The organism is Dolichospermum sp. DET69, from assembly GCA_017355425.1.
In the GTDB taxonomy this organism is placed as follows: Bacteria; Cyanobacteriota; Cyanobacteriia; order Cyanobacteriales; family Nostocaceae; genus Dolichospermum.
Genome location: CP070233.1, coordinates 4,183,026 through 4,206,322 on the forward strand (window position 1 = coordinate 4,183,026; position 23,297 = coordinate 4,206,322).

Sequence of the window (23,297 nt, forward strand, 5' to 3'; positions counted from 1 at the left end):
CGATTTATAGTAACTTATGAAATGGCAGTTATTGACACACAAACAGCGAGGGGTAAACAAAGCATTCACTATAGCAATGTTTACAATTTTCAGTGCTATTATTTGCATTTCTTGCAGTAATAATCAAGATGTATTGGTGACGGAAAGAGGCGCAAGTACCCCAAATCCACGGATAGGGAGAACCTCTAAAGCGGGGGAATTTTATGTTCAGGGACAAACTCAACATCTTAAAGGTAATTCCCAAGCGGCTATTGCTGCTTATAGTAAATCAATTAGTCTCAATCCTCAATATGCACAAGCCTTTAAGGGGCGGGGATTAGTGTATTTTGATACTGGGAATAAAGAAGGAGCGATCGCGGATTATAATCAGGCTTTAAAGCTAAATCCCAAGGATGCAGAAGCCTACAATAATCGTGGTAATGCTTTAGCATCTATAGGAGATTATAGAAGAGCGATTGCGGACTATAATGAAGCAATTAGTATTACGCCCAAATCTGCCGAAATTTACAATAACCGGGGTAATGCCCGTACTAACCAAGGTGATAAAAACGGGGCGCTAGAAGATTATACTCAAGCGATTCGGATCAATCAAGAATATGCGGTGGCTTATAATAATCGGGGTAATGCTTATGCTTCCAGGGGAGAAGCGCAAAAAGCAATATCCGATTATAATGAAGCTGTTCGCATTAATCCTAACTTCGGTGCTGCTTTCAATAATCGCGGCAACGCCTATGCTGTAATTGGCGATAAACGCGGAGCATTAAAAGACTTGCAACGGGCAGCAGCTATTTTTGACAAAGCAGGAAATAAGGACTTGTATCAACAAGCAATGAAGAATATTGAGGAGTTGAGTAAGTAATTAACAATTAACACCCAGATCCCCGACTGCTTTTTTTATCTTGTAAATAAATTATGAATTGATTTCAGAAGTTGGGGATCTTATATTAAAATCCCTGACTTGTATTAAAAAATCAGGGATATTATTTTTCTCAAAATTGAACCCAAAAACATCGAAGTTACTTTAGTAGGAATTAGAATTTGTTATCTCTTTTTGTAAAGTTTGAACTTGTTCGAGAGATAATTCCGTAACTTCAGAAATTTGTTCTAAACTCATACCAATTCGCAACAAATTTAAAGCTAATTTTTTGGTCGCTTCAGCTTTACCTTCAGCTTTACCTTTAGCTTCACCTTCTTCCAGAATTTCTTGATAAATCACTGATTCTCGCATAATTTCACTCCTGAATATTTTTCTAATTACATCTTTTTTTAACACAAGACCTGCTAAAACTGCACTAGCAGCAGCAATATTCCCTTGTATTTTTTGATCTGTAATGGCTTCTACTGCTTCTCCTACTTGGCTTAATACCATTTTAGGATCTTTTGTCTGACTTAGCACTGCAAAGGGTAATAAACCGGGAACTGTCATAAATTGGTCTGTTGGTTGTTCCCACAGTCTAATTATCTCAAATTGATGGTAAGTATTTTTAAGCTTAAAACTATTTTCACTTACTAAGTTAGAACTTGTTTTTCGCAAATAGATGACTACTTGACGCATTTCTTTTTGAGGAAACCGACGATATACCCTAACTCGATAATCTAACATCCTAAAGGGTATATCATCATCTGGATCTGTTTGAAATTCTGTATGTAAAACTAATTCATCGGATTGTAATAATATTAATGAATCTGCTCTAATTGGTTCACTAGAAAGTTCTGTGGGACTAAGTTCTGTTAATTTGATTGGTGAACCTAGCAACCATGTTGCTAAGTCGTCTTTGAAGTTTTCGGCAATGAATTTACAGATATTGTCATACATGAGAGATTTTAGGAAATGATTGAAAATAATGAATATTAATATTATACCATATCAAATACCGAAAATATTCAGGGTTTAGCATTGCTAAACCCTGAATATAGCAATCTTATTTGATTTATAAATACTGGGAATTTCAGATCCCCGACTTCTTCAAGAAGTCGGGGATTTTTGTGTTCATAATTCATTGAGGATTGCTATACTAAAAAATCAACTAACTGCTAATGATTTTTTACTGTAATATTCAGTTTGAGGGTAGATGCTAATAATGGTATTTCCAACTTCAAAAAATGTCCCTTCCTGTTCATGTTTAGAAAACTGTAAATGGGGATATTTAGTAGCTAATTCATCAGCAGTCATGGCTTTAGCTGATATTTTATTGGGTAAAAGTCCTGTCGCACCAATGTAAAACACCATAGGGGAAATATTTTCTTGGTAAACTTGCTCAACATCAGCTGCTAATTTTTGGTAAGCTGTCGTCATGTCCGCAATTAAATCTTCTCTATTCACAGATTTACCAGCGTGTTGAGCATATAATAACAATGCTAAACTATGATCACCAACTTTGTGGAGAATTTCCCCTACTTTGCCATTTACATTGATTCCTAAAAAGTCGTCAAAAATCGGTTTCATCAAATCATCAACTTTAGTCAGTTTCATTCTCGCAGAAATGGCTTTTTGTCGAAAAGCGATATTTTGATTTAATCCCATTTCTAAAGTTGGTTTCAAGAAAATTTCCCCAGTTTCTTGATCATAAACCTCATATCTCCGCGCTAAAAATTGGTTAGCAGCATATAATTTACCTAAGTTAAGAATATCCTGATTACCAAACTCAATTTTATAACTAATATGAGAATCAATTGTATCTGGATATTCCTGAGTTTTAGGAAAATTTAAATACAGGTTTTTCGATAAATAATGTTGTTTTAATTCCTCTACTTGATTACTGACAAATACATCTGATTGATGGCGTAAGTAAGCAGATAAAATACTCATAACAACTTTGATTTCTGCTAAGTGGGTAAATAACCCATCAATATTACCAAACTTGATATTAACAGGAACTAATGGTAAATTATCTAACTGAATTTTATACTCAGAATTGAAATCAAACTTATCAGCAACAATTGCACCTTTAGCTTGCAATAAATCAAATACTTTCTTGCTGCTGATTTTGAGATTTAAAGCGGAAACATTAACTTTTCCATCCTTGACAATGGTATAATTATTAAAATTATCCAAATCATGAGCGAGCAAACCCGCAACCTCAATTATGGGTGTATTATCTTCAGCTTTTACTATCTTAACCTTCCGTTTTACTAACAGATTAATAGTAGCAGTGTTGCGATTCATAGCAAATACACCCATTTGCACAAAATCACCAACATAGATATCTTCAGTTTGTAACCAAGGACTAATCAAATCACCATTGATATCTCTAATACCTCTAACTCGTTTAATACCAGTTCTGTGGTAATCTTCCTTTAATTTATGTAAATTCAAAATAATATTGTGCCGATGTGCCGATAAAATCTGGATAAGTTCTAACAGAGAAATCTGGTGATTTAACTTCGACATAAAACCTCCTAACTTTTATCAGATAAAAACCCTTTCTTCCTCTTTGCGACTCTGGGTGAGGAAAATCCCTATTTCTCTTATTATAGTATATATGTACTAAAAAGTCAAATTACCGGAATGAAGACTAAGATAAAAATAGCTTTACACTTCTTCATAATTAAAACAAAACAATGGCGCGAGATTTACGGGGATTCATTAAAATTCTAGAAGAAAGAGGACAATTAAAGCGAATTTCGGCTTTAGTTGACCCAGATATGGAAATTGCAGAAATTTCCAACCGAATGCTGCAAAAAGGTGGACCAGGCTTAATATTTGAAAACGTCAAAGGTGCATCTTTCCCCGTTGCAGTCAACTTAATGGGGACAGTGGAAAGGATATGCTGGGCTATGAACATGGAAAAACCAGAGGAGTTGGAAACCCTGGGAAAGAAATTAAGTATGCTTCAGCAACCCAAACCACCTAAAAAGATTTCCCAAGCCATAGATTTTGGTAAAGTGCTGTTTGACGTAGTGAAAGCCAAACCGGGAAGAGACTTTTTTCCCGCTTGTCAACAAGTGGTTATAGAAGGGAATGATTTAGATTTAAACAAGTTACCTTTAATCCGTCCTTATCCGGGAGATGCCGGAAAGATTATTACCCTAGGATTGGTCATTACTAAGGATTGCGAGACGGGAACACCTAATGTGAGTGTGTATCGTCTACAACTGCAATCCCATAACACCATGACCGTACACTGGTTATCAGTGCGGGGAGGTGCAAGACATTTGCGAAAGGCGGCAGAACATGGTAAGAAGTTAGAAATAGCGATCGCTCTGGGTGTAGATCCTCTCATCATTATGGCAGCAGCCACACCCATTCCTGTAGATTTATCAGAGTGGTTATTTGCTGGCTTGTATGGCGGTTCTGGGGTAAAATTAGCCAAGTGTAAAACTATAGATTTGGAAGTTCCCGCAGATTCTGAGTTTGTTTTAGAAGGGACAATTACACCGGGGGAAGTTTTACCAGATGGACCTTTTGGCGACCACATGGGATATTATGGCGGTGTGGAAGATTCGCCTTTAGTGCGGTTTCAGTGCATGACACACCGCAAAGACCCAATTTATCTTACCACATTTAGCGGGTTGCCACCGAAAGAAGAAGCCATGATGGCGATCGCCCTCAACCGCATCTATACCCCCATTTTACGACAACAGGTATCAGAAATAGTTGATTTCTTTTTACCAATGGAAGCGTTAAGTTACAAAGCCGCAATTATTTCCATAGATAAAGCCTATCCTGGACAAGCACGACGAGCAGCTTTAGCGTTTTGGAGTGCGTTGCCACAATTCACTTACACTAAATTTGTGATTGTGGTTGATAAAGATATCAATGTTCGTGATCCGCGTCAAGTGGTTTGGGCAATTAGTTCCAAAGTAGATCCTACCAGAGATGTATTTATTTTACCAAATACTCCCTTTGATACCTTAGATTTTGCCAGTGAAAAACTCGGTTTAGGTGGGAGAATGGGCATAGATGCAACTACAAAAATTCCTCCAGAAACAGAACATGAATGGGGTAAACCATTAGAATCAGATCCTGATATAGCGGCAATGGTAGAAAAACGTTGGCAAGAATACGGTTTAGCGGATTTACAATTAGGAGAAGTTGATCCTAATTTGTTTGGTTACGATATGAAATAATATCCACACTTTCCTTTCTTTGTACGGAAGGGGGTGTGATTTCAAGATTGAAAGTTGGGAGAACATAAGCGAATATAAATCTCTCTTTTTTTATCTGTAAAAGCCCTTCTACCGTGCATTATTCTGGTATTATCAATCATGATAATATCTCCTTTTTGCCAGTTAATATTAGTAGTAATTCTCTCAGCAATTTCATTTAATTCCTCCATAAGTTCAGCAGGAATTTCTGAATCATCGTCAAACTTCAGGATATCAGGATTTAACTGCATTGTTGGTAAAAGGCTATTAATAAAAACCTGATATTTTCCACATCTACTAGGAATAACTAGTGGACAAATATATTCAATCAGAATTGATTTGTCTGCATATATTTTCAAAGATGTATAATTATTTTTACATATTTCTTCTAGTTGATTAATGTTCTCAATTTTGTATTTTTTTTGCCATTCTTCCTGGTTCATGCTAAAATTAAACTTTAGCCGCTTCTGATTGAATAATTCTTGAGTTGAATTACTGAGTTCTGCAAAAAATTGCCTACCATCACAAACTGTAGTTTCACCATCTGTTAAAGCAGGATTAGCACAGAAGAACCATAACATTAAGGGAATATTCTGCTGATAGTACATTTCCCCATGTAACCTAATCTCTGTCTGGAAATCATTAACACTTAAAATAGTTTGATCATTATTAATTACCCTTCTATTGAAAGCACCACCCGCATAATCTAAAAAATCGGTGCTGAACAAATTGCTAAACTCTCTAAATCTTTCAGTATCAGCCGGAAAGCCTCTAAAAAGTAAAACGCCATATTCTTTAAATAGACTGATAATTTCTGCTGGGTATATTTCCAGAATACTCTTATTATCTTGGTTAATGATTTGCTGCCCAATTTTCTCATCAATTGGCTGTGTAATAACATTCATGTTAAATAACTAACCTTAATCAAAAATTTAACTAATTTTTATCTAATAACAATTATAAAAGTATTTTTGTGTCTGGGTGTCTATTATAAGGACTAATTTTACCATCCCCGTTGTGTTAACCGGGATGGTTTATAGCTATATATTAGCCTTCAACAATGATTTTACCAACCATACCAGCACCACGGTGAGGTTCGCAATAGAAGATGTATTCTCCAGCAGGAGCGTCAGCAGGAATAACTGTAGTTTCAGTTTGTCCAGGACTCATTAATAACTTCTTGTGAGACAAAGATTTAGCTAAATCAGCACTCTTAGCGGGGTTTTTAGCAGAATCAAATACAACGTTGTGGGGGGGGACTTTGTTGTTCTTCCATTCAATTGTATCACCAGGCTTAACAGTTAACTTCTTAGGTTCAAAAGCCAACAAACCTTTATCACTACCCAATTTAACTGTATATGTTTCCGCAGATGCAGTGGGGGTAAACACAGCAAAACTACCAAAAATTACAATAACTGTCAATACAGCTAGGCTCAAGCGTCGCAAAGTTGCGGCTATAGATTTCATGCTTCTTTCCTTGGGAATGAATATTTTTATGTTTCTGTTCTCATTTTAAATACAATCAATGCCAAATATGACAGGTCGTCATATATTTATTTTTGTTAACCACCATCACCAGCTAGATTTCTAAAATTCTATTGCCACCGAATTTCTGATACAATCAAAAATCCGACTCCTTTAACATAGATTAACGTATGAGCAAGGGTACACTATTTGACAAAGTTTGGGAATTACACACCGTTGGTACATTACCATCAGGATTAACACAACTATTTATTGGACTACATCTTATTCATGAAGTTACAAGTCCCCAAGCCTTTGCTATGCTCAAGGAGCGGGATTTAAAAGTATTATTCCCAGAACGGACAATAGCCACAGTTGATCATATCGTTCCCACAGAAAACCAAGCTCGTCCCTTTGTGGATAGCATGGCCGAATCAATGATTCAGGCATTAGAAAAGAGTTGTCAAGAAAATGACATAACTTTTTATAATATTGGTTCAGGGAATCAAGGTATAGTTCACGTCATCGCTCCCGAACTGGGACTCACCCAACCGGGAATGACCATCGCTTGTGGTGATAGCCATACATCAAGTCATGGTGCATTTGGAGCGATCGCCTTTGGTATAGGTACAAGCCAGGTTAGAGACGTTCTCGCCTCGCAAACCCTGTCATTATCAAAATTAAAAGTCCGCAAAATCGAAGTTAACGGTAACTTAAAACCCGGAGTTTATGCCAAAGACGTAATTTTACACATCATCCGTATATTAGGCGTAAAAGGTGGCGTAGGTTATGCTTACGAATTTGCCGGCACAACCTTTGCACAAATGAACATGGAAGAACGGATGACCGTTTGTAACATGGCCATAGAAGGTGGTGCAAGATGCGGATATGTTAACCCCGACCAAATTACTTACGATTATCTGCAAAATAGAGACTTCGCACCCAAAGGTGCAGACTGGGACAAAGCCGTTGCTTGGTGGGAATCCCTCAATAGTCATGCCGATGCTGAATATGATGATGTAGTAGTATTTAATGCCGAAGGCATTCCCCCTACAGTCACATGGGGAATTACACCAGGTCAAGGAATTGGCGTAGATGAAAAAGTCCCCACAGCCGCAGAACTCCTAGAAGAAGACCGCTTTATTGCCGAAGAAGCATATCGCTACATGGACTTATATCCCGGTCAACCCATTCAAGGCACAAAAATTGACGTTTGCTTCATTGGTAGCTGCACCAACGGACGCATAAGCGACCTAAGAGAAGCCGCCAAAATTGCCCAAGGTCGTCAAGTTGCAGCGGGAGTAAAAGCCTTCGTAGTTCCCGGTTCAGAACGAGTCAAAAAAGAAGCCGAAGCCGAAGGACTAGATAAAATCTTCCAAGCTGCTGGCTTCGAGTGGAGAGAACCAGGATGTTCCATGTGTTTAGCCATGAACCCCGACAAACTCCAAGGAAGACAAATCAGCGCCTCCTCCTCTAACCGTAACTTCAAAGGTAGACAAGGATCATCCTCTGGTCGTACCCTGCTCATGAGTCCCGCAATGGTAGCCACAGCAGCCATAAAAGGCGAAATCGCCGACGTGCGCGAACTACTGTAAACCCAAATCTCTCTTAAACTCTTCTCTTCTTCCTTCGTGTCCTTCGTCCCTTCGTGGTTCATTTCCCCTTAAAACTATGGTAAGTGAAGTCAAACAAATATCCGGTAACGCCGTTCCCCTAATTGGTAACGACATAGACACCGACCGAATTATACCCGCCCGCTACTTAAAAGCCATCACCTTTGACGACTTAGGAGAAGGCTTGTTTATTGACGACAGAAAAGCCTTAAACGGGGAACACCCATTTGACCAAACCCATTACCAAGGCTCGAAAATCCTCATAGCTAATCGCAACTTTGGCTGTGGTTCATCACGAGAACACGCACCTCAAGCCCTAGCAAAATGGGGAATTACCGCCCTGATTGGTGAAAGCTTCGCGGAAATCTTCTTTGGTAACTGCGTTGCCATGGGGATTCCATGCGTCACAGCTGAATCAGAAGTAGTGAAACAGTTGCAAGAATTAGTCACCGCTAATCCTCAAGCAGTCGTGATCATAGATTTGGAAAAATTGCAAGTGCAAATTGGCGATTTTACCGCTTCAGTTGTCATGATTGAAGGGACAAGAAGTGCCTTTATTGCAGGAACTTGGGATGCTTGCGGACAATTAGTAGCGAATGCCCAACAGGTAAAAGCAACAGCAGCAAAATTACCTTACATTGGTTGGGGGAATTTAGCCGCAAGTTAGTAAATAGTCTGAACTATGATTTGCATGATTAATGTGATTTTTATGATTAATTGATTTAGGAAAGCAATTAATCACATAAATCACAGTTCAGACAATTGCATGATTAATGTGATTTTTATGATTAATTGATTTATGAAAGTAATTAATCACAAAAATCACAGTTCAGACGATTGCATGATTAATGTGATTTTTATGATTAATTGATTTATGAAAGTAATTAATCACATAAATCATCTAAATCACAAAAATCACAGTTCAGACGATGATTAATTAATTTGTCAGTAACCCAGCCCTAAAGGGACTTAAATCAATAACAGTCTGAACTATGATTTGCATGATTAATGTGATTTTTATGATTAATTATTTAGGAAAGTAATTAATCACATAAATCATCTAAATCACAAAAATCACAGTTCAGACGATGATTAATTAATTTGTCAGTAACCCAGCCCTAAAGGGACTTAAATCAATAACAGTCTGAACTATGATTTGCATGATTAATGTGATTTTTATGATTAATTATTTAGGAAAGTAATTAATCACATAAATCATCTAAATCACAAAAATCACAGTTCAGACGATGATTAATTAATTTGTCAGTAACCCAGCCCTAAAGGGACTTAAATCAATAACAGTCTGAACTATGATTTGCATGATTAATGTGATTTTTATGATTAATTATTTAGGAAAGTAATTAATCACATAAATCATCTAAATCACAAAAATCACAGTTCAGACGATGATTAATTAATTTGTCAGTAACCCAGCCCTAAAGGAACTTAAATCAATAACAGTCTGAACTATGATTTGCATGATTAATGTGATTTTTATGATTAATTATTTAGGAAAGTAATTAATCACATAAATCATCTAAATCACAAAAATCACAGTTCAGACGATGATTAATTAATTTGTCAGTAACCCAGCCCTAAAGGGACTTAAATCAATAACAGTCTGAACTATGATTTGCATGATTAATGTGATTTTTATGATTAATTATTTAGGAAAGCAATTAATCACATAAATCATCTAAATCACAAAAATCACAGTTCAGACGATGATTAATTAATTTGTCAGCCCACCAACAATTATGGAATTAATTATTAGATAAAAGTAATGAATTATTGGTTAATGAAGTCAGAACCAGGGGTTTATAGTATTAGTGATTTACAAAGTCAAAATCAGACTATTTGGGACGGTGTGCGTAATTATCAAGCGCGTAATTTCTTGAGAAAAATGCAAATAGGAGATTTAGCATTTTTCTATCATTCTAATGCTGAACCTCCGGGTATTTTTGGCTTAATGAAGATAGTTGAAACAGGTATTGCTGATCCTACACAATTTGATGTAAATAGTAAATATTATGATGATAAATCAACTCCTGAATCTCCCCGTTGGCAAACTGTAAAGGTAGAATTTGTGGAAATTTTTAGTAATCCTCTTTCACTATCAACACTCAAACAAAATTTTCATGGTGATGAATTATTAGTAGTGAAAAAAGGTAATCGTCTATCAGTCATTCCTGTAATAGAATCAGTCGGAAGTAGGATTTTAGAAATGGCAAGAGATATGTAGCGTGGGCAATGCCCACCAAAACCCATTTATGCTAAATTTTTAGTAAGTATAATCAAAATATTCTCTATCAAATTGTAGGGAGTGCAGTTTATGACAAAACAAGGTGATGATAATTCCTGGAAAAAAAGGGTTACTGGGGTTTTTAATCAAGCAAAAGGTAAATTAACCCAACTTTTACCAGTGGAAAGAGTAACACAAACCGTAGGACAATGGTTTAATGTTAGTGATACTCAAGTTGCGGAAATTTTGGAAACTATTCGCGCACAGTTACCAACAACAGAAGCTTTATTATTAGGAAAACCCCAAGCAGGTAAAAGTTCTATTGTTAGGGGTTTAACTGGAGTATCTGCGGAAATTATCGGACAGGGTTTTCGTCCCCATACCCAACACACCGAACGTTACGCATATCCTGCTAATGATTTACCTTTGCTGATTTTTACAGATACGGTAGGTTTAGGAGATGTCAGTCAAGATACTGAAGTTATTATTCAAGAATTAATCGGCGATTTACAACAGGAAACAAATAAAGCTAGAGTTCTGATTATTACTGTCAAAATTAATGATTTTGCAACTGATACTCTGCGGCAAATTGCTCAAAAATTACGGCAGCAATACCCAAATACTCCCTGTTTATTGGTGGTAACTTGTTTACATGAACTTTACTCACCAGAAATTATAAATCATCCTGATTATCCTCCAGATTTTACAGAATTAAATCGGGCATTTATCGCTATCAAAGAAAATTTTACTGGATTATATAATAGTGCGGTTTTAATTGATTTTACTTTAGAAGAAGATGGTTATAATCCAGTGTTTTATGGTTTAGAAGCACTGCGAGATAATTTAGCTGAACTTCTCCCGGAAGCAGAATCAAAGGCCATTTATCAATTATTAGATCAACAAGCTGGAGCAAAATTAGGGAATATTTATCGAGACGCTGGCAGACGTTATATTTTACCATTTTCGATTATGGCTGCAACTCTGTCCGCTGTGCCTTTACCTTTTGCCACTATGCCTGTTTTAACTGCCTTGCAGGTATCAATGGTGGGATTGTTAGGGAAATTATATGGGCAGACTATCACACCGTCTCAAGCTGGGGGTATTGTCAGCACCATTGCAGGTGGTTTTGTTGCCCAAGCCGTAGCACGGGAATTAATTAAATTTATCCCTGGGTTTGGTAGTGTCATTGCCGCTTCTTGGGCAGGGGCTTATACATGGGCTTTAGGTGAGGCTGCTTGTGTGTATTTCGGTGATTTAATGGGGGGAAAAAAACCTGATCCTCAAAAAATTCAAGCAGTGATGCAAGAGGCTTTTAGTGGGGCAAAAGAACGGTTTAAGAAAATTGAAAATGCAGATTACAGAAGTTTTTTTTAATTGGGTGTTCTAATTATATAGAAAGCGTTACTATAGATGATAAAGTTTAAATATCATTGTCAGTAACTCAGCCCTAAAGAGACTGAGCTTGTAAGAAATTGCCAGCTGTACTGACCAGTCTAAGTCTTCACTGACTACGTTTTTTGAGTCACGACACCCCGGAATGCGTAGCTAGTTCCCTGCTCTGTCATTTGCAATTAAACAGTTTTAAAGTCACTGAAACAGTGTTGCAAGTTTAAAAAGCTCTTAAAACATTGACGAAGCTAACATCACCCCGAAAGGGAGGCACATCGCGTGCAACACATTATGCGTACAGAGTTGGGAATTTTGAATCGGTAATTGTCCCGTTGAAAGTACATTACAAAAGTACACCGAATTTACCAACTCCAAGGCGGTAATGAAAAAATATTCAAGGCGGTTAAAACCGCACGAGTCGTTTCCCTCTCAGCACTGAAGTGTCTGAGTTTCCCACTTACCGGGTATTTTTATGACACTGGAAGAAATAGCGGGTACGTTAACGGAGTTATTTAGTGCTGAAGTTGTAACATCTATAGCCCCTGGTTCTTGGCAAATAGAAACTCCTGATTTTCGGTTATTGGTACTGCTTTCAGAAGATAATACTTGGTTGCGGGTATTGCTGCCAATTATGCCTTTACAAGAAGCTGCTGCATTTCTTAGCCAGTTTCTAGAGGCTAATTTTGATGATACTCAGGAAACACGATATGCTGTATATGATGGGGTAGTATGGGGAGTATTTCAGCATAATAGTTGCACTTTAACTAATGCAGATTTTGCTAATGCGATCGCTCGTCTAATTTCATTATATCAGGCTGGTGTTAATGATGTTTTCAATAATTTGGTAGAAACTCGAATCCGGGAAATTATTAAAGCAGCAAAACAACAGGGACAATCTCTGGAAGCAACTATGCAAAATTTAGACCGTTTTTATGCAGAAGGTTTATTAGGAGATATTGACCAAAATCCCCAGGGAAGATCACAAGTTTTAGCAGCTTGGCAACGACAATTAGAACGTCTTTGGGTGGAAATGTAATTGACTAAAATAATAAAATATCAAGCATAATTGTAGCTTGCTTCCCGAAGGGTACGCAGATAAACGCAGATAAACACAGATGAAGATGTATCAATCAATAGACATCTTTAGTAAAGATTGTAGAGACGTTATATGGAAAGTCTCTACATTATGGTTCTACCGTTCCCCTTATGATCAAACATCCTTTTGATATATCCAAAACCATTTGTGTACATGGGTTTGATCTAAATTAATAAGCGATTCCTTCGGAGCGCTTCGCTATCGCCTATTTTCAATAATATTAAAGCCTCAAACCTAATGAGGATAAGGGTTTCCGCCATATTTTTTTGAAAAAATCATAAAGGGAGCGGTAGAACCTACATTATTTATCACCGGATTTCTATTGAAGATGATTTATGGCTAAGATTGGACAGTCTACTGATTTATTCCCAGACCAGTCTGTGAAGGTATTATCATCTTTATAATGTCTGGGTGTTTGCATCATCAATTCCCATGCTTTACCAGCATTCAATAAGTTTAACCGTTCAGGATAATGTGTTTGTAATAGTTCTTGCACCATTGGAGCATAATCTGAATTGATGCCGGGAAAAATGTGATGTTCAGTATGATATGAAAAATTTAAATGTAATAGATCAAATAGTTTAGGAACTCGAATTGAGAGACTATTGATCAGAGGATCATTTACACTTGTCATTCGACATAACATATGATTCGTATAGATATAAAACATCAGCCCTGCATAGCCTATCCAAATTGGTAAGAAGTAGCTAAGAAACAGTTTAATGGGATGGAATTCCAGGTAAGTTAAGATGCTCCCATGTATTCCTATCATCATTAATAATTCTATAGCGATCGCTCGTCGTTCTTTACCACTAACTGTAAAAGCCACCACAGGATATTCGGCTTTACTATTATTGAATAATAAAACTGAGGTTATATTACGAAATGCGTGAACTCCCCAAGCATGACCCATACCTATGAACAATAACAGCGGATTTACCTCAGCCGACGGCACAAAAGCATTCTGAATCCATTTTCCCCAATTTTTAGGTTGACTATCTAAATAATTGCGATCTGGATCTTCTAAGGAATTTGTTTTATTGTGATGTTCTCGATTGTGTATTGCCTTCCATAAAGTTGGTGGCATCCATAACATTGTCAGTCCCAATAAACTAATTATTTGTCTTAACCAGGGACTTGTAATTGTGCGGCTGTGGAGGAAATTGTGGGTGCTAAACAGGAGAGCAATCACACTATTACCCATCACCAATGCTAATGGTAAATAGAGCCAGAGAAAATACCAATTCCACTCATCAAGATGACTAGCAATTCCCCAACCCAAAATCATAATTGCTAGATTAATTAGAAGAATCCAGAGTTTATTAATATCAGGTAAAAATGCTTCAGTTGGCAGTAAAGGACGCAGCTTTTTTGCATATTCTGCTTGCGTCATCCAAGTTTTTTTTTTAAGTGTATTCATGAATCTTTGTAGTTTTCCTTGCAGGGCTATTACGCCGAATTATGAGCAATTTCAAGTAAGTGTTAGGTTAACTTTTGGCGTTATTTGTAGTTAAACCTTTGTAAATTAATAAGTAGGTGAACAAAATAAAAATGAGGGGTATTGCGGTTTGTAAAATGGCTGAAACTCAATCAAAATATCGCATTGAGACAACTTTACATACCGTTACATCCCTTTAAATTTTTCTGTTTACCTACTTAGATTTCACCAAATGAAGAAGGAGTCACCGAGTCAGTAGCCAGAATCAATCAGTCGAGGATTCAGACCTGCGACTGATTAAAGACCACCAAATCTGCGATTTGGTGGGGGTGCAAAAACGCCGGTTATTCATCCGCCACTCGCACAGAATACCCAACTGAATTCTGACTCTGTGACTCCTGAATTCTGTTTGATAAATCTTTAGACAACGAAAATAGACATCATAGAAAGTTTATGTTGCCAATATCATCTATATAAGGACTTATTTAATTTGGAATTAATTTGCTCCCATTACCTATTCATTCAGGTAACTCAGCAGCATTACGAATGTTTTGTGAAATTAAACTGGGAGCAGTCCGTTTAATTAACCCAGTTAAGACGTTACCAGGACCAATTTCCACAACTTTCTCCATGCCATTTTCTGCTAATTGCAAACAAATTTCTCGCCAGCGCACAGAACCAGTCATCTGTTGAGAAAGGCGCTGTTTTAAAGTTTCCGCTGCCACTGCGGGAATTGGATCTACATTAGATAAAACTGGAATATTTGCTGCCCCAAAAATAACTGAATCTAGAACTTCTTGAAATTCGGTTGCGGCTGCTTTCATTAAATGAGAATGAAATGCTCCGGAAACCTTTAAGGGAATAGCTCTTTTGGCTTTGACTTGGGACATTACAGCCTGTACAGCATCTGGAGTTCCAGAAATTACAACTTGGGCAGCACTGTTATCATTTGCTAAAACTACATCAGGTGTTTCACTAATAACTTTTTCTAACTCTTCTCGATCAAAGTTCATTAATGCGGCCATCATCCCACCAGCAGCACTATCCATGAGTTCCGCCCGCCGTTTTACTAAGTGTAATCCCGCAGACCATTCAAAGACACCAGCCACATAAAGGGCTATATATTCGCCTAAACTATGACCTGCAACTAAGTCTGGTTGCTGTCCTTTTTCCCGTAAAATATCAGCAATAATACTTTCGATTACATATAAACTCGGTTGTGTATAAAGTGTCCGTGATAAGGTATCAATATTACTTTGACAGACATCTATCACAGACCAGCCCAAAATTGCCTCAGCTTGAATAAATTTTTCTTTGGCAGATGGTAGATTTAACAAGTCTATTCCCATTCCCAGCACTTGAGAACCTTGTCCGGGAAACACCCATGCAGTTTTTGTCATTTGTTATTAGTCAGTTGTCAGTTGTAATTAGGTTTCTAATTTTTAATTGTCTATCTTCCCCATTTAAAAATTGCTGCACCCCAGGAAAGTCCAGCACCAAAACCAGATGTGGCAATAATATCATTGGGTTTAATTTTTCCGGCTCGCACTGCTTCATCTAATGCCAGGGGAATAGATGCGGCGGAGGTGTTACCATAGTTAGCAACATTGCTGATAACTTTATGTTCGGGAATCTCTAAGCGTTCAGCAACAGAATTGATAATCCTTTGATTTGCTTGATGTAATACTAACCAATCTATATTTTCAACTTTGAGATTAGCTGCAAACAGGGCTTTGTCTATCACTTCTGGGACTTTTTGCACAGCAAAGCGGTAGACTTCTTTACCATTCATGGTAATTGGGTGGTATTTGCCTGTAGATACATGAATATCTGGTGTCAGTTCTTCTGTAGAGGCGTTATAAGCTAGGTTGAGACAATTATTTTGAGAACCATCGCTTTTGAGGCAAAATCCTAAGAGGCGATCGCTTTTATTGGCTTGTAATACTACTGCTCCAGCCCCATCACCAAATAACACACAACTGCGTCTATCCTGCCAATCTACCCAGCGAGAGAGGATATCAGCCCCAATTAAGAGTACATTCTGATAAACACCTGTTCTAATGTATTGTGCGGCTGTGACTAGACCAAAGACAAAGCCAGAACAGGCGGCAGTTAAGTCAAAGGCGACTGCTTTGATAGCGCCTAATTCATTTTGAACGCGGCAAGCAGTTCCAAAAAGATCATCAGGGGTAGAGGTAGCCAGTAAAATTAAGTCTATGTCTGCTGCTGTGATACCTGCGGCATCAATGGCCTTTTTACTCGCAGCAGTAGCTAATGATGCCAGTGAGTCAGGGGGCAGTGCTAACCGTCTTTGGCGAATTCCTGTTCTGGAGGCAATCCACTCATCCGATGTTTCTACCAATTGAGTTAACTCTTGGTTATGTAAACAAGTTGCTGGGACGGCTGAACCACTGCCTGTAATTGCGATACCACTGTTAAAAAAATTTTGCACTTATTTTTTCTCCTCAAATTGTCAGTTGTCATTTTTTAATTGTCAGTTGTCTTGTTTGTAAGCATTAATAACGAGTACCAATGACAATCCCAATTTTAGATTTAAGATTAGGGATTTTAGATTTATCAACAGTAGTTATGAATCTAAAACCCGCAATCTAAAATTGGATGACAAGTGACAAATAGCTGATAGCGTTAGATATCGACCGGGAAAAGAGCAGACTAACTGCTTTCTTCCTGGAGAATTTGATATTGGGATTGGAGTCTTGCTAACACCTGATTATCTACTGCTTCTTTAGCCATACGAATGGCACTGAAAATAGATGGTGCTTGGGAACTACCATGACCAATAAAACAAATGCCACTGACACCTAAAAGCAAAGCCCCTCCATGTTCAGCGTGATCCATCCGCTGTTTGACGCGCTTCAGGTTAGGTTTTAAAATCGCTGTACCGATTTGACCGTGTATTCCTTGGGGTAATTCCTCTCGCAGAATTTGCAGAATTACTCCTCCAACTGCTTCGGCAAATTTTAATAAAATATTACCCACAAAGCCGTCGCAAACAATCACATCAAATTCACCGGATAATACATCACGCCCTTCAGCATTACCAGTAAAATTAATTTGAGTATTTTCCCGTAACAATTGGTGGGCGCGGAGAACTACTTCGTTACCTTTAGTATCTTCTTCGCCAATATTCAATAAACCTATTTTGGGATTTTCTGTTCCCAAAACATACTGACTGTAAATTGAACCCATCACTGCAAACTGCTCTAAAAATTTAGGGCGACAGTCTACATTAGCACCAACATCCAGTATCATTACTGGCTTACCTGCTTTGATGGTGGGGAATACTGTGCCAATTGCTGGGCGGTCTATTCCCGGTAATCTTCCTAAGCGCAGCAATGCTGAGGCCATGGCTGCCCCAGAGTGTCCAGCCGAAAATACAGCATCGGCCTGTTTATTTTTGACTAAATCCATCGCTATGTTGATGGAAGATTTTCGCTTGCGTCTAACTGCGTTGAGAGGCTCGTCATCCATAGTGATCACTTCCTCCGCAGGAACAATCTCCAAGTCCGCCATAGTCGTTTTTGGCGGCATTACAGCCTCAATTTGTTGGGGATCTCCAACCAATAATATTTTTACACCCAATTCTTCTCGCGCCCGCAGTGCGCCGGCGACGATTTCAGCGGGTGCATGATCTCCCCCCATTGCGTCAATTGCGATCCTTACACCAGTCGATCCCATTGCTCAGAGCTTATAGAAACCTTACAAATTTTATCAGATTGCAATACTTAAAAATTCAAAATTCTTAAAAAAGCATAAGAAAATCCACTTTTTTTAAAACTAGTACCGCAGGGGGAATTAAAAATTAAAAATTAAAAATTAAAAAAGCAGACTATACAGGCTTTTTAGATATTTTTAATGGTTGGTTGATTTCCATCGTTATATACGAGGAAAATTGTCAATAAACTTTTCGTAAAATCCGCTTATTAGTATTTATATAGGAACTATATAGACAAAGGGCGAGGAAACCCCGCCCTGTTGAGGTGAAATTAAATTAACTCAAAACCCAGCTAACCAGTGTTCTCACACCAAAGCCGGTTGCACCCGCACCGTTGTAGCCATTTTCCTTGTCAGCCCATACCGGACCGGCAATATCTAAATGCGCCCAAGGGGTATCCTTAACAAACTGTTTGAGGAACAAAGCCGCAGTAATAGAACCGCCATAACGAGGTCCTGTATTTTTCATATCGGCGATACCAGATTTCAGTCCTTCAAAGTATTTATCTTCCATAGGCATCCGCCAAATTTTCTCGCCGGTGCTGTCTGCGGCTGTTTGTAATTGGGAAGCTACAGCATCATCTGGTGTAAATAAACCAGCGATATCTTCACCCAAAGCTACCACACAAGCACCTGTCAGGGTAGCTAAATCAACGATCGCATCTACACCCAATTTATCAGCATAAACCAAGGCATCAGCCAAGGTTAACCGCCCTTCAGCATCGGTATTGTTAACTTCGATTGTTTTGCCATTTGATGCGGTCAAGATGTCTCCAGGGTGCATAGCCTTACCGCTAATCATGTTTTCAGTAACGGCGGAGATAAAGTGAACTTCCACATCTGGTTTTAATTGTCCAATGGCTTTGGCTGCACCCAAAGTTGCGGCCGCACCACCCATATCCATTTTCATGGTTTCAATACCACTACCAGCACCTTTAATGTTCAAACCACCGGAATCAAAGGTGACACCTTTACCAATAATTGCTAGTTTCCGTCTAGGTGTGGTGGCTGGTTTATAGATGAGGTGAATGAATTTCGGTGGTAAATCAGAAGCTTGAGCAACTCCTAAAAATGCCCCCATGCCTAGTTTTTCACATTCTGCCTGTTCCAAAATTTCCAGTTCTAAACCGTGTTCGTGAGCGATCGCTTGGGCAGTTTCTGCCATAGTGATAGATGTCACAGAGTTAGCTGGGGCTGCTACTAACTGTCTCGCCAAAATCACACCAGCAACAATTTGATTAGCGCGGGTAATAGCGGCTTCTTGTCCAGCTAAACCGAGTAAATCAATGGTTTCAATGGGGGGATTTTTATCTTCAATCTCAGATTTAAAGCGATTATCTTGGTAAAGTGCTAATTCTATGCCTTCAGTCAAAGCTTGGGCTGTAGTAGCTGGATCATTATTCCACAGTGGTAAACTAATTCCCAGAGTCTTGGTTTTTTGCTTTTTAGCAGTTCGCGCGACAGTAGCCGCAACCCGACGTAAAGTTTCTAATTTCAGCGCCTCTGGTTTACCTAAACCCACCAAAATCACCTTCCGCACAGAATGAGTAGCGCCTAACCGAATGACAATGGTGCTATTTGCCTTACCTTTAAATTCTTCTTCGGCAATTATTTCTTGGATAATTCCCGCACATTTATCATCTAATCCAGCTAAATCACCAGTTAATTCTCCTGCGTCTTCAAACAGGCCAACAGCTAAAGTATCACCAGTCCAATCTAATAATGTTGTATTTGTAGGTTGAATCGTCATTTTTGTAAGTTCTGTTTATCTGTCTTCATGTACCAGTATTGCTCAAATTTTCGGAATCATGGACGTTTCACGCAACATCTTGAAAATCTGGTAAAATCAGAAATAGGTGATAAATGTCCAATTTACAAAGTTTTATTGGTTTTTTACAAAATTATTAATATGTCTAAAGATACAAATCAACCCCAACTACCACCAACCAGCGCCATTGAGAGTGTAACTAATGTTGCATTTGAAAATTGGTTTGAATATCCAGTTAGAGCGCAACCTCACCATACAGACTATGCGGGTATTGTTTGGCATGGCACTTATTTAACTTGGATGGAGGAAGCACGGGTAGAATGCTTGCGTTCTATTGGCATTGATTTTGCTGATTTAGTGGCTTTAGGCTGTGATCTACCCGTTGTGGAGTTATCAATCCGTTATCATCGGTCAGTGCAGTTAGGGATGGCAGTCCTAGTAAGAACACGCATGGCTGAAGTAACAGGAGTCCGAATGAACTGGGATTATAAAATTATTTCTCTTGATCATCAGGATTTATATATTACTGCTCAAGTCACCTTAGTGGCTTTAGATCGGGAAAAGGGGAAAATTATGCGTCAGTTACCACCTGCGGTTCAAGATGCTTTAGCGAAGATTTCCGGATTTGGGAAGATTGGGTAATTGGTAATTGGTTTTTTAATTCTTACTTCTTTGCTGGTGTTTGGGAAAAAGTTTGAGCAAATTGATGCCAAATATCTTGGGGAGTAATACCGAAGCCAAAGTATAATAAAATTACGATGGCAGCAGATATCATAGCGGTTTTAATGGTGGTTTTGATTAATTTCCAGAGAATGACAAAAACTATCCAAGCTACTATTAAGGTAATAATCATAGAAATAGAGAATAAGGAATTGGTACTGGGTTTTTTCCCAAATTAAACAGCAAAATCAGGATAATAAACTCTTTACTGTTACCTATTACCCATTTTTCGGAAAAATTGCAACCTTCCTGGGCTAGATGCTTCTAATATATTAATAAAGTGTAACTTTTGCACAGTACGGAAACTAGCTAGAAGCATGAACTACGAAATAGCCCGGAAACTACTCATAGACCAGACCGCAACCCTAGATAATCCAGGTACTCTGTTAAGTCGCTTACAACAAGGTAAACCTCCTATTCCTGGTCAAGTTACTTCCACCCTGTTAGCTTTAAAAGTAGTATTTGAAGCCTTGAAAACAGCACCTAACTTAGATAGAGAACTGGCTTTTGCGTTATATCAGTTAGCCATAAAGGCGCAAAGATTTTTTGCAGCAGGACGAAAAGCAGGTGTGGACTGGCCACCTCTGCTTAATGAAGATTTAGTCCGGATTTCCTTGGCGGCTGAAAGTATTTTTTCTGGAACGTGGCAAACTTTATAAATTAGCGGGTTCTTAATTCTGTTTCTAATTTACCTAAATCGGCCTTGAGTAAGACCGTGATATTACCAGTAATAGCTTTTCCTTCTCTGGGTTTGGCAATTTCTACCCAATAAGCATAACGATCTCCCACTCGCAATTCTCCCTTTAAGGCTTCCCGAATCGGTGTTTTTGCCAATCTGGATGTATTAATATCACTCTGATTAGGATATTGATAGACAATTTGAGCCTCATTATAATCTTGATACACATCTAAATTATAAATTACTCGCAAAGATTCTTCTAAACGTTGTAACGTGATGCCATTAACAGCATCGAACATAGTCATGCGCTCAGTGCGGATTGTAGCATGATCTTTGGTAAATATGACTCTACCGGGAGGTAATACAGAGGCTTGGAAGGTGAATCTTTGAGCCGCTGTATCACTTTTACTTATAAATAATCGTTCTCCCTGTCTTGGCTGTAGAGTTGGATGTGCTTGAATCCAGGAGGTTACATCTTCTGTACTTTCTCCAGGTAAGGCTTTTACGGGAGAATTTAGCAGTATTTCTATTGACAGCCAAGGTATTAGAAAAGAAGGTAAAATCAATAATTTTAGTAAAGATTGTTTGAGCATTTTTTTAACGTAAGTTGCCAGTTAGTTAAGGGTTAGAATTTTCACTCTAGAAGTTTTCAAGGGCAAAACCAGTTGTTCAAACAACAGTTTAACCGCCTTAACTACTACACGCACTCTACAAACTCAAAAATCTCGGAAAATTAATAACTCGCAACTTGAATTAGTTATACATCGCTACTTTGATAACTTTCCGTGCCTTCATATCCATGAATACCTGTTCTAGATCCTGTAAAGGTCTATGTTCACTAATGAGTAAGTCAAAAGGAATTTTTCCACTAGCAATCAGCGATAAAGCTGCTTTGACATATTCTGGTGTATTGTGAAATACGCCTTTGAGAGTAAGTTCACTATAATGCAATTTTTCGGTATTAACGGCAATTGTGGTATCTTTTGGACAACCACCAAATAAATTGATAGTTGCACCAGGACGACCGCAAGCGATCGCTATTTCCCATACACTCGGTACACCTGTAGCCTCTATAACCACATCTGCACCCCAGCCGTCGGTTAATTCTTTGACTGTGTTGGCAATATCCGTAACTTGATGATAATTGAAAGTCTGTGCTGCACCTAGCTTTTTACCAATTTCTAACCGTTGGTCATTACCACCCCACAATATTACTTGAGTATATGCTGCTAAAACCGCGACAAACATCAACCCAATCGCCCCATCACCTAAAACAACTACTCGGTCATGGGGTTTAACACCGGAACGACTGATACCATGTAATACACAAGCCAGCGGTTCAGTCATCGCTGCTAATACTAAGGGCAAATGATCGGGAACTTGTAATAAATTATGCCCAACAATGGGAGCAGGAATTCGGATATATTCCGCAAATGTACCATTGTTCCAAGTTAAATGAGGACATAAAGAATATTCTTGGCGTTGACAAAAGAAACATTTCATACAGGGAGCAGAATTATTTGCTACCACTCGTTCTCCCACCTGCCAATTCGTCACCCCAGCGCCGACAGCAACAATCCGTCCTGCACCTTCATGACCAAATAATGTCGGTGGTGTCAACATTTTAGCATGGCCACCCCGTCGCCATACCTTTAAATCTGTACCGCACGTAGTGGCTGCTTCCACCTGAATCACCACCTCTCCGGCTTGGGGAGTAGGGTCAGGAACTTGTTCTAGGCGTAAATCCTCTTGTCCGTAGAGTAGTGCTGCTAACAAATTTTTTCACCTATAAATAAGAAGTAGGAGCGTAGGGTATGCGCCCATAAGTATGGTTTATACCACAATATTCGCATCAATTCAACACGTTTTTGTACCGTCTTGAGTGGCAGCAGCGGATACTTTGTATTTAAAATTAGCAATACCTGATTCTAAGTAAGTAGGCATAATTAAATATAACATGGGCAGGCAAGATGCCCACCCCACAATAAGTATCTGACAGGTGTAGGTTTTTAATATTCTCTGTAAAAGCAAGACCAGGAAGACAAGGAGGGATAGTAAACAAGGA

At 38.4% G+C, this 23,297-nt stretch carries 21 protein-coding genes; 9 read left to right on the forward strand and 12 right to left on the reverse strand.

Annotated elements, in window-relative coordinates:
* Positions 1–16 precede the first annotated feature (16 nt).
* Positions 17–859: a tetratricopeptide repeat protein gene (locus EZY12_19120; protein ID QSX66861.1), complete on the forward strand. Its 843-nt coding sequence runs from the start codon at positions 17–19 to the stop codon at positions 857–859.
* Between the two features lie 162 nt (positions 860–1,021).
* Here EZY12_19120 and EZY12_19125 read toward each other — a convergent pair whose 3' ends face one another.
* Both EZY12_19125 and EZY12_19130 read right to left on the reverse strand, forming a co-directional pair.
* Positions 1,022–1,816, reverse strand: coding sequence for an Rpn family recombination-promoting nuclease/putative transposase (locus EZY12_19125; protein ID QSX66862.1), 795 nt, complete (start codon positions 1,814–1,816; stop codon positions 1,022–1,024).
* A 207-nt stretch (positions 1,817–2,023) separates the two neighbouring features.
* Positions 2,024–3,391: a hypothetical protein gene (locus EZY12_19130; GenBank protein QSX66863.1), complete on the reverse strand. Its 1,368-nt coding sequence runs from the start codon at positions 3,389–3,391 to the stop codon at positions 2,024–2,026.
* Between the two features lie 170 nt (positions 3,392–3,561).
* Here EZY12_19130 and EZY12_19135 point away from each other — a divergent pair, with 170 nt between their 5' ends.
* On the forward strand, positions 3,562–5,070 hold the full coding sequence (locus EZY12_19135) for a UbiD family decarboxylase (GenBank protein ID QSX66864.1): 1,509 nt from the start codon (positions 3,562–3,564) through the stop codon (positions 5,068–5,070).
* A 41-nt stretch (positions 5,071–5,111) separates the two neighbouring features.
* Here the strand turns inward: EZY12_19135 and EZY12_19140 are convergent, their stop codons facing one another.
* Entirely contained in the window at positions 5,112–5,993 is an 882-nt protein-coding gene (locus EZY12_19140; protein ID QSX66865.1) for a TauD/TfdA family dioxygenase, read from the reverse strand.
* 142 nt (positions 5,994–6,135) lie between these two features.
* Complete coding sequence (locus EZY12_19145; protein QSX66866.1) at positions 6,136–6,555, reverse strand: plastocyanin; 420 nt, start codon at positions 6,553–6,555, stop codon at positions 6,136–6,138.
* Between the two features lie 188 nt (positions 6,556–6,743).
* On the opposite strand from EZY12_19145, the gene leuC reads away from it, so the two are divergent.
* The 5 genes from leuC (at position 6,744) to EZY12_19170 (ending at position 12,832) form a co-directional block, all read left to right on the forward strand.
* Positions 6,744–8,147, forward strand: coding sequence for a 3-isopropylmalate dehydratase large subunit (gene leuC / locus EZY12_19150; GenBank protein ID QSX66867.1), 1,404 nt, complete (start codon positions 6,744–6,746; stop codon positions 8,145–8,147).
* A 76-nt stretch (positions 8,148–8,223) separates the two neighbouring features.
* On the forward strand, positions 8,224–8,832 hold the full coding sequence (gene leuD / locus EZY12_19155) for a 3-isopropylmalate dehydratase small subunit (protein QSX66868.1): 609 nt from the start codon (positions 8,224–8,226) through the stop codon (positions 8,830–8,832).
* 1,116 nt (positions 8,833–9,948) lie between these two features.
* Positions 9,949–10,407, forward strand: coding sequence for an EVE domain-containing protein (locus tag EZY12_19160; protein ID QSX66869.1), 459 nt, complete (start codon positions 9,949–9,951; stop codon positions 10,405–10,407).
* A gap of 90 nt (positions 10,408–10,497) precedes the next feature.
* Positions 10,498–11,781: a 50S ribosome-binding GTPase gene (locus EZY12_19165; protein QSX66870.1), complete on the forward strand. Its 1,284-nt coding sequence runs from the start codon at positions 10,498–10,500 to the stop codon at positions 11,779–11,781.
* A 487-nt stretch (positions 11,782–12,268) separates the two neighbouring features.
* On the forward strand, positions 12,269–12,832 hold the full coding sequence (locus EZY12_19170) for a hypothetical protein (protein QSX66871.1): 564 nt from the start codon (positions 12,269–12,271) through the stop codon (positions 12,830–12,832).
* Between the two features lie 379 nt (positions 12,833–13,211).
* Here the strand turns inward: EZY12_19170 and EZY12_19175 are convergent, their stop codons facing one another.
* From EZY12_19175 to EZY12_19195, 5 genes are all read right to left on the reverse strand, one after another.
* Positions 13,212–14,312: a fatty acid desaturase gene (locus EZY12_19175; GenBank protein QSX66872.1), complete on the reverse strand. Its 1,101-nt coding sequence runs from the start codon at positions 14,310–14,312 to the stop codon at positions 13,212–13,214.
* Positions 14,313–14,848: 536 nt separating this feature from the next.
* Positions 14,849–15,730 carry an ACP S-malonyltransferase gene (gene fabD / locus EZY12_19180; protein QSX66873.1) on the reverse strand — a complete coding sequence of 294 codons (882 nt, stop codon included), beginning with the start codon at positions 15,728–15,730 and terminating at the stop codon, positions 14,849–14,851.
* Between the two features lie 50 nt (positions 15,731–15,780).
* Complete coding sequence (locus EZY12_19185) at positions 15,781–16,782, reverse strand: ketoacyl-ACP synthase III (GenBank protein QSX66874.1); 1,002 nt, start codon at positions 16,780–16,782, stop codon at positions 15,781–15,783.
* Between the two features lie 221 nt (positions 16,783–17,003).
* Positions 17,004–18,029, reverse strand: coding sequence for a phosphate acyltransferase PlsX (gene plsX, locus EZY12_19190; protein QSX66875.1), 1,026 nt, complete (start codon positions 18,027–18,029; stop codon positions 17,004–17,006).
* 313 nt (positions 18,030–18,342) lie between these two features.
* Positions 18,343–19,815 (reverse strand): leucyl aminopeptidase, encoded by a 1,473-nt coding sequence (locus EZY12_19195; GenBank protein ID QSX66876.1) that lies wholly within the window; start codon positions 19,813–19,815, stop codon positions 18,343–18,345.
* Between the two features lie 159 nt (positions 19,816–19,974).
* Here EZY12_19195 and EZY12_19200 point away from each other — a divergent pair, with 159 nt between their 5' ends.
* A complete protein-coding gene (locus EZY12_19200; protein QSX66877.1) occupies positions 19,975–20,475 on the forward strand; it encodes an acyl-CoA thioesterase in 501 nt (166 codons plus the stop codon).
* 22 nt (positions 20,476–20,497) lie between these two features.
* On the opposite strand, the gene EZY12_19205 is transcribed toward EZY12_19200, so the two are convergent.
* Positions 20,498–20,686 (reverse strand): hypothetical protein, encoded by a 189-nt coding sequence (locus EZY12_19205; GenBank protein QSX66878.1) that lies wholly within the window; start codon positions 20,684–20,686, stop codon positions 20,498–20,500.
* A 184-nt stretch (positions 20,687–20,870) separates the two neighbouring features.
* On the opposite strand from EZY12_19205, the gene EZY12_19210 reads away from it, so the two are divergent.
* Complete coding sequence (locus EZY12_19210) at positions 20,871–21,212, forward strand: Dethiobiotin synthetase (protein QSX66879.1); 342 nt, start codon at positions 20,871–20,873, stop codon at positions 21,210–21,212.
* A 1-nt stretch (position 21,213) separates the two neighbouring features.
* Here EZY12_19210 and EZY12_19215 read toward each other — a convergent pair whose 3' ends face one another.
* Entirely contained in the window at positions 21,214–21,825 is a 612-nt protein-coding gene (locus EZY12_19215; protein QSX66880.1) for a hypothetical protein, read from the reverse strand.
* A gap of 160 nt (positions 21,826–21,985) precedes the next feature.
* Positions 21,986–23,008: an alcohol dehydrogenase catalytic domain-containing protein gene (locus EZY12_19220; GenBank protein QSX66881.1), complete on the reverse strand. Its 1,023-nt coding sequence runs from the start codon at positions 23,006–23,008 to the stop codon at positions 21,986–21,988.
* Between the last annotated feature and the right edge of the window lie 289 nt (positions 23,009–23,297).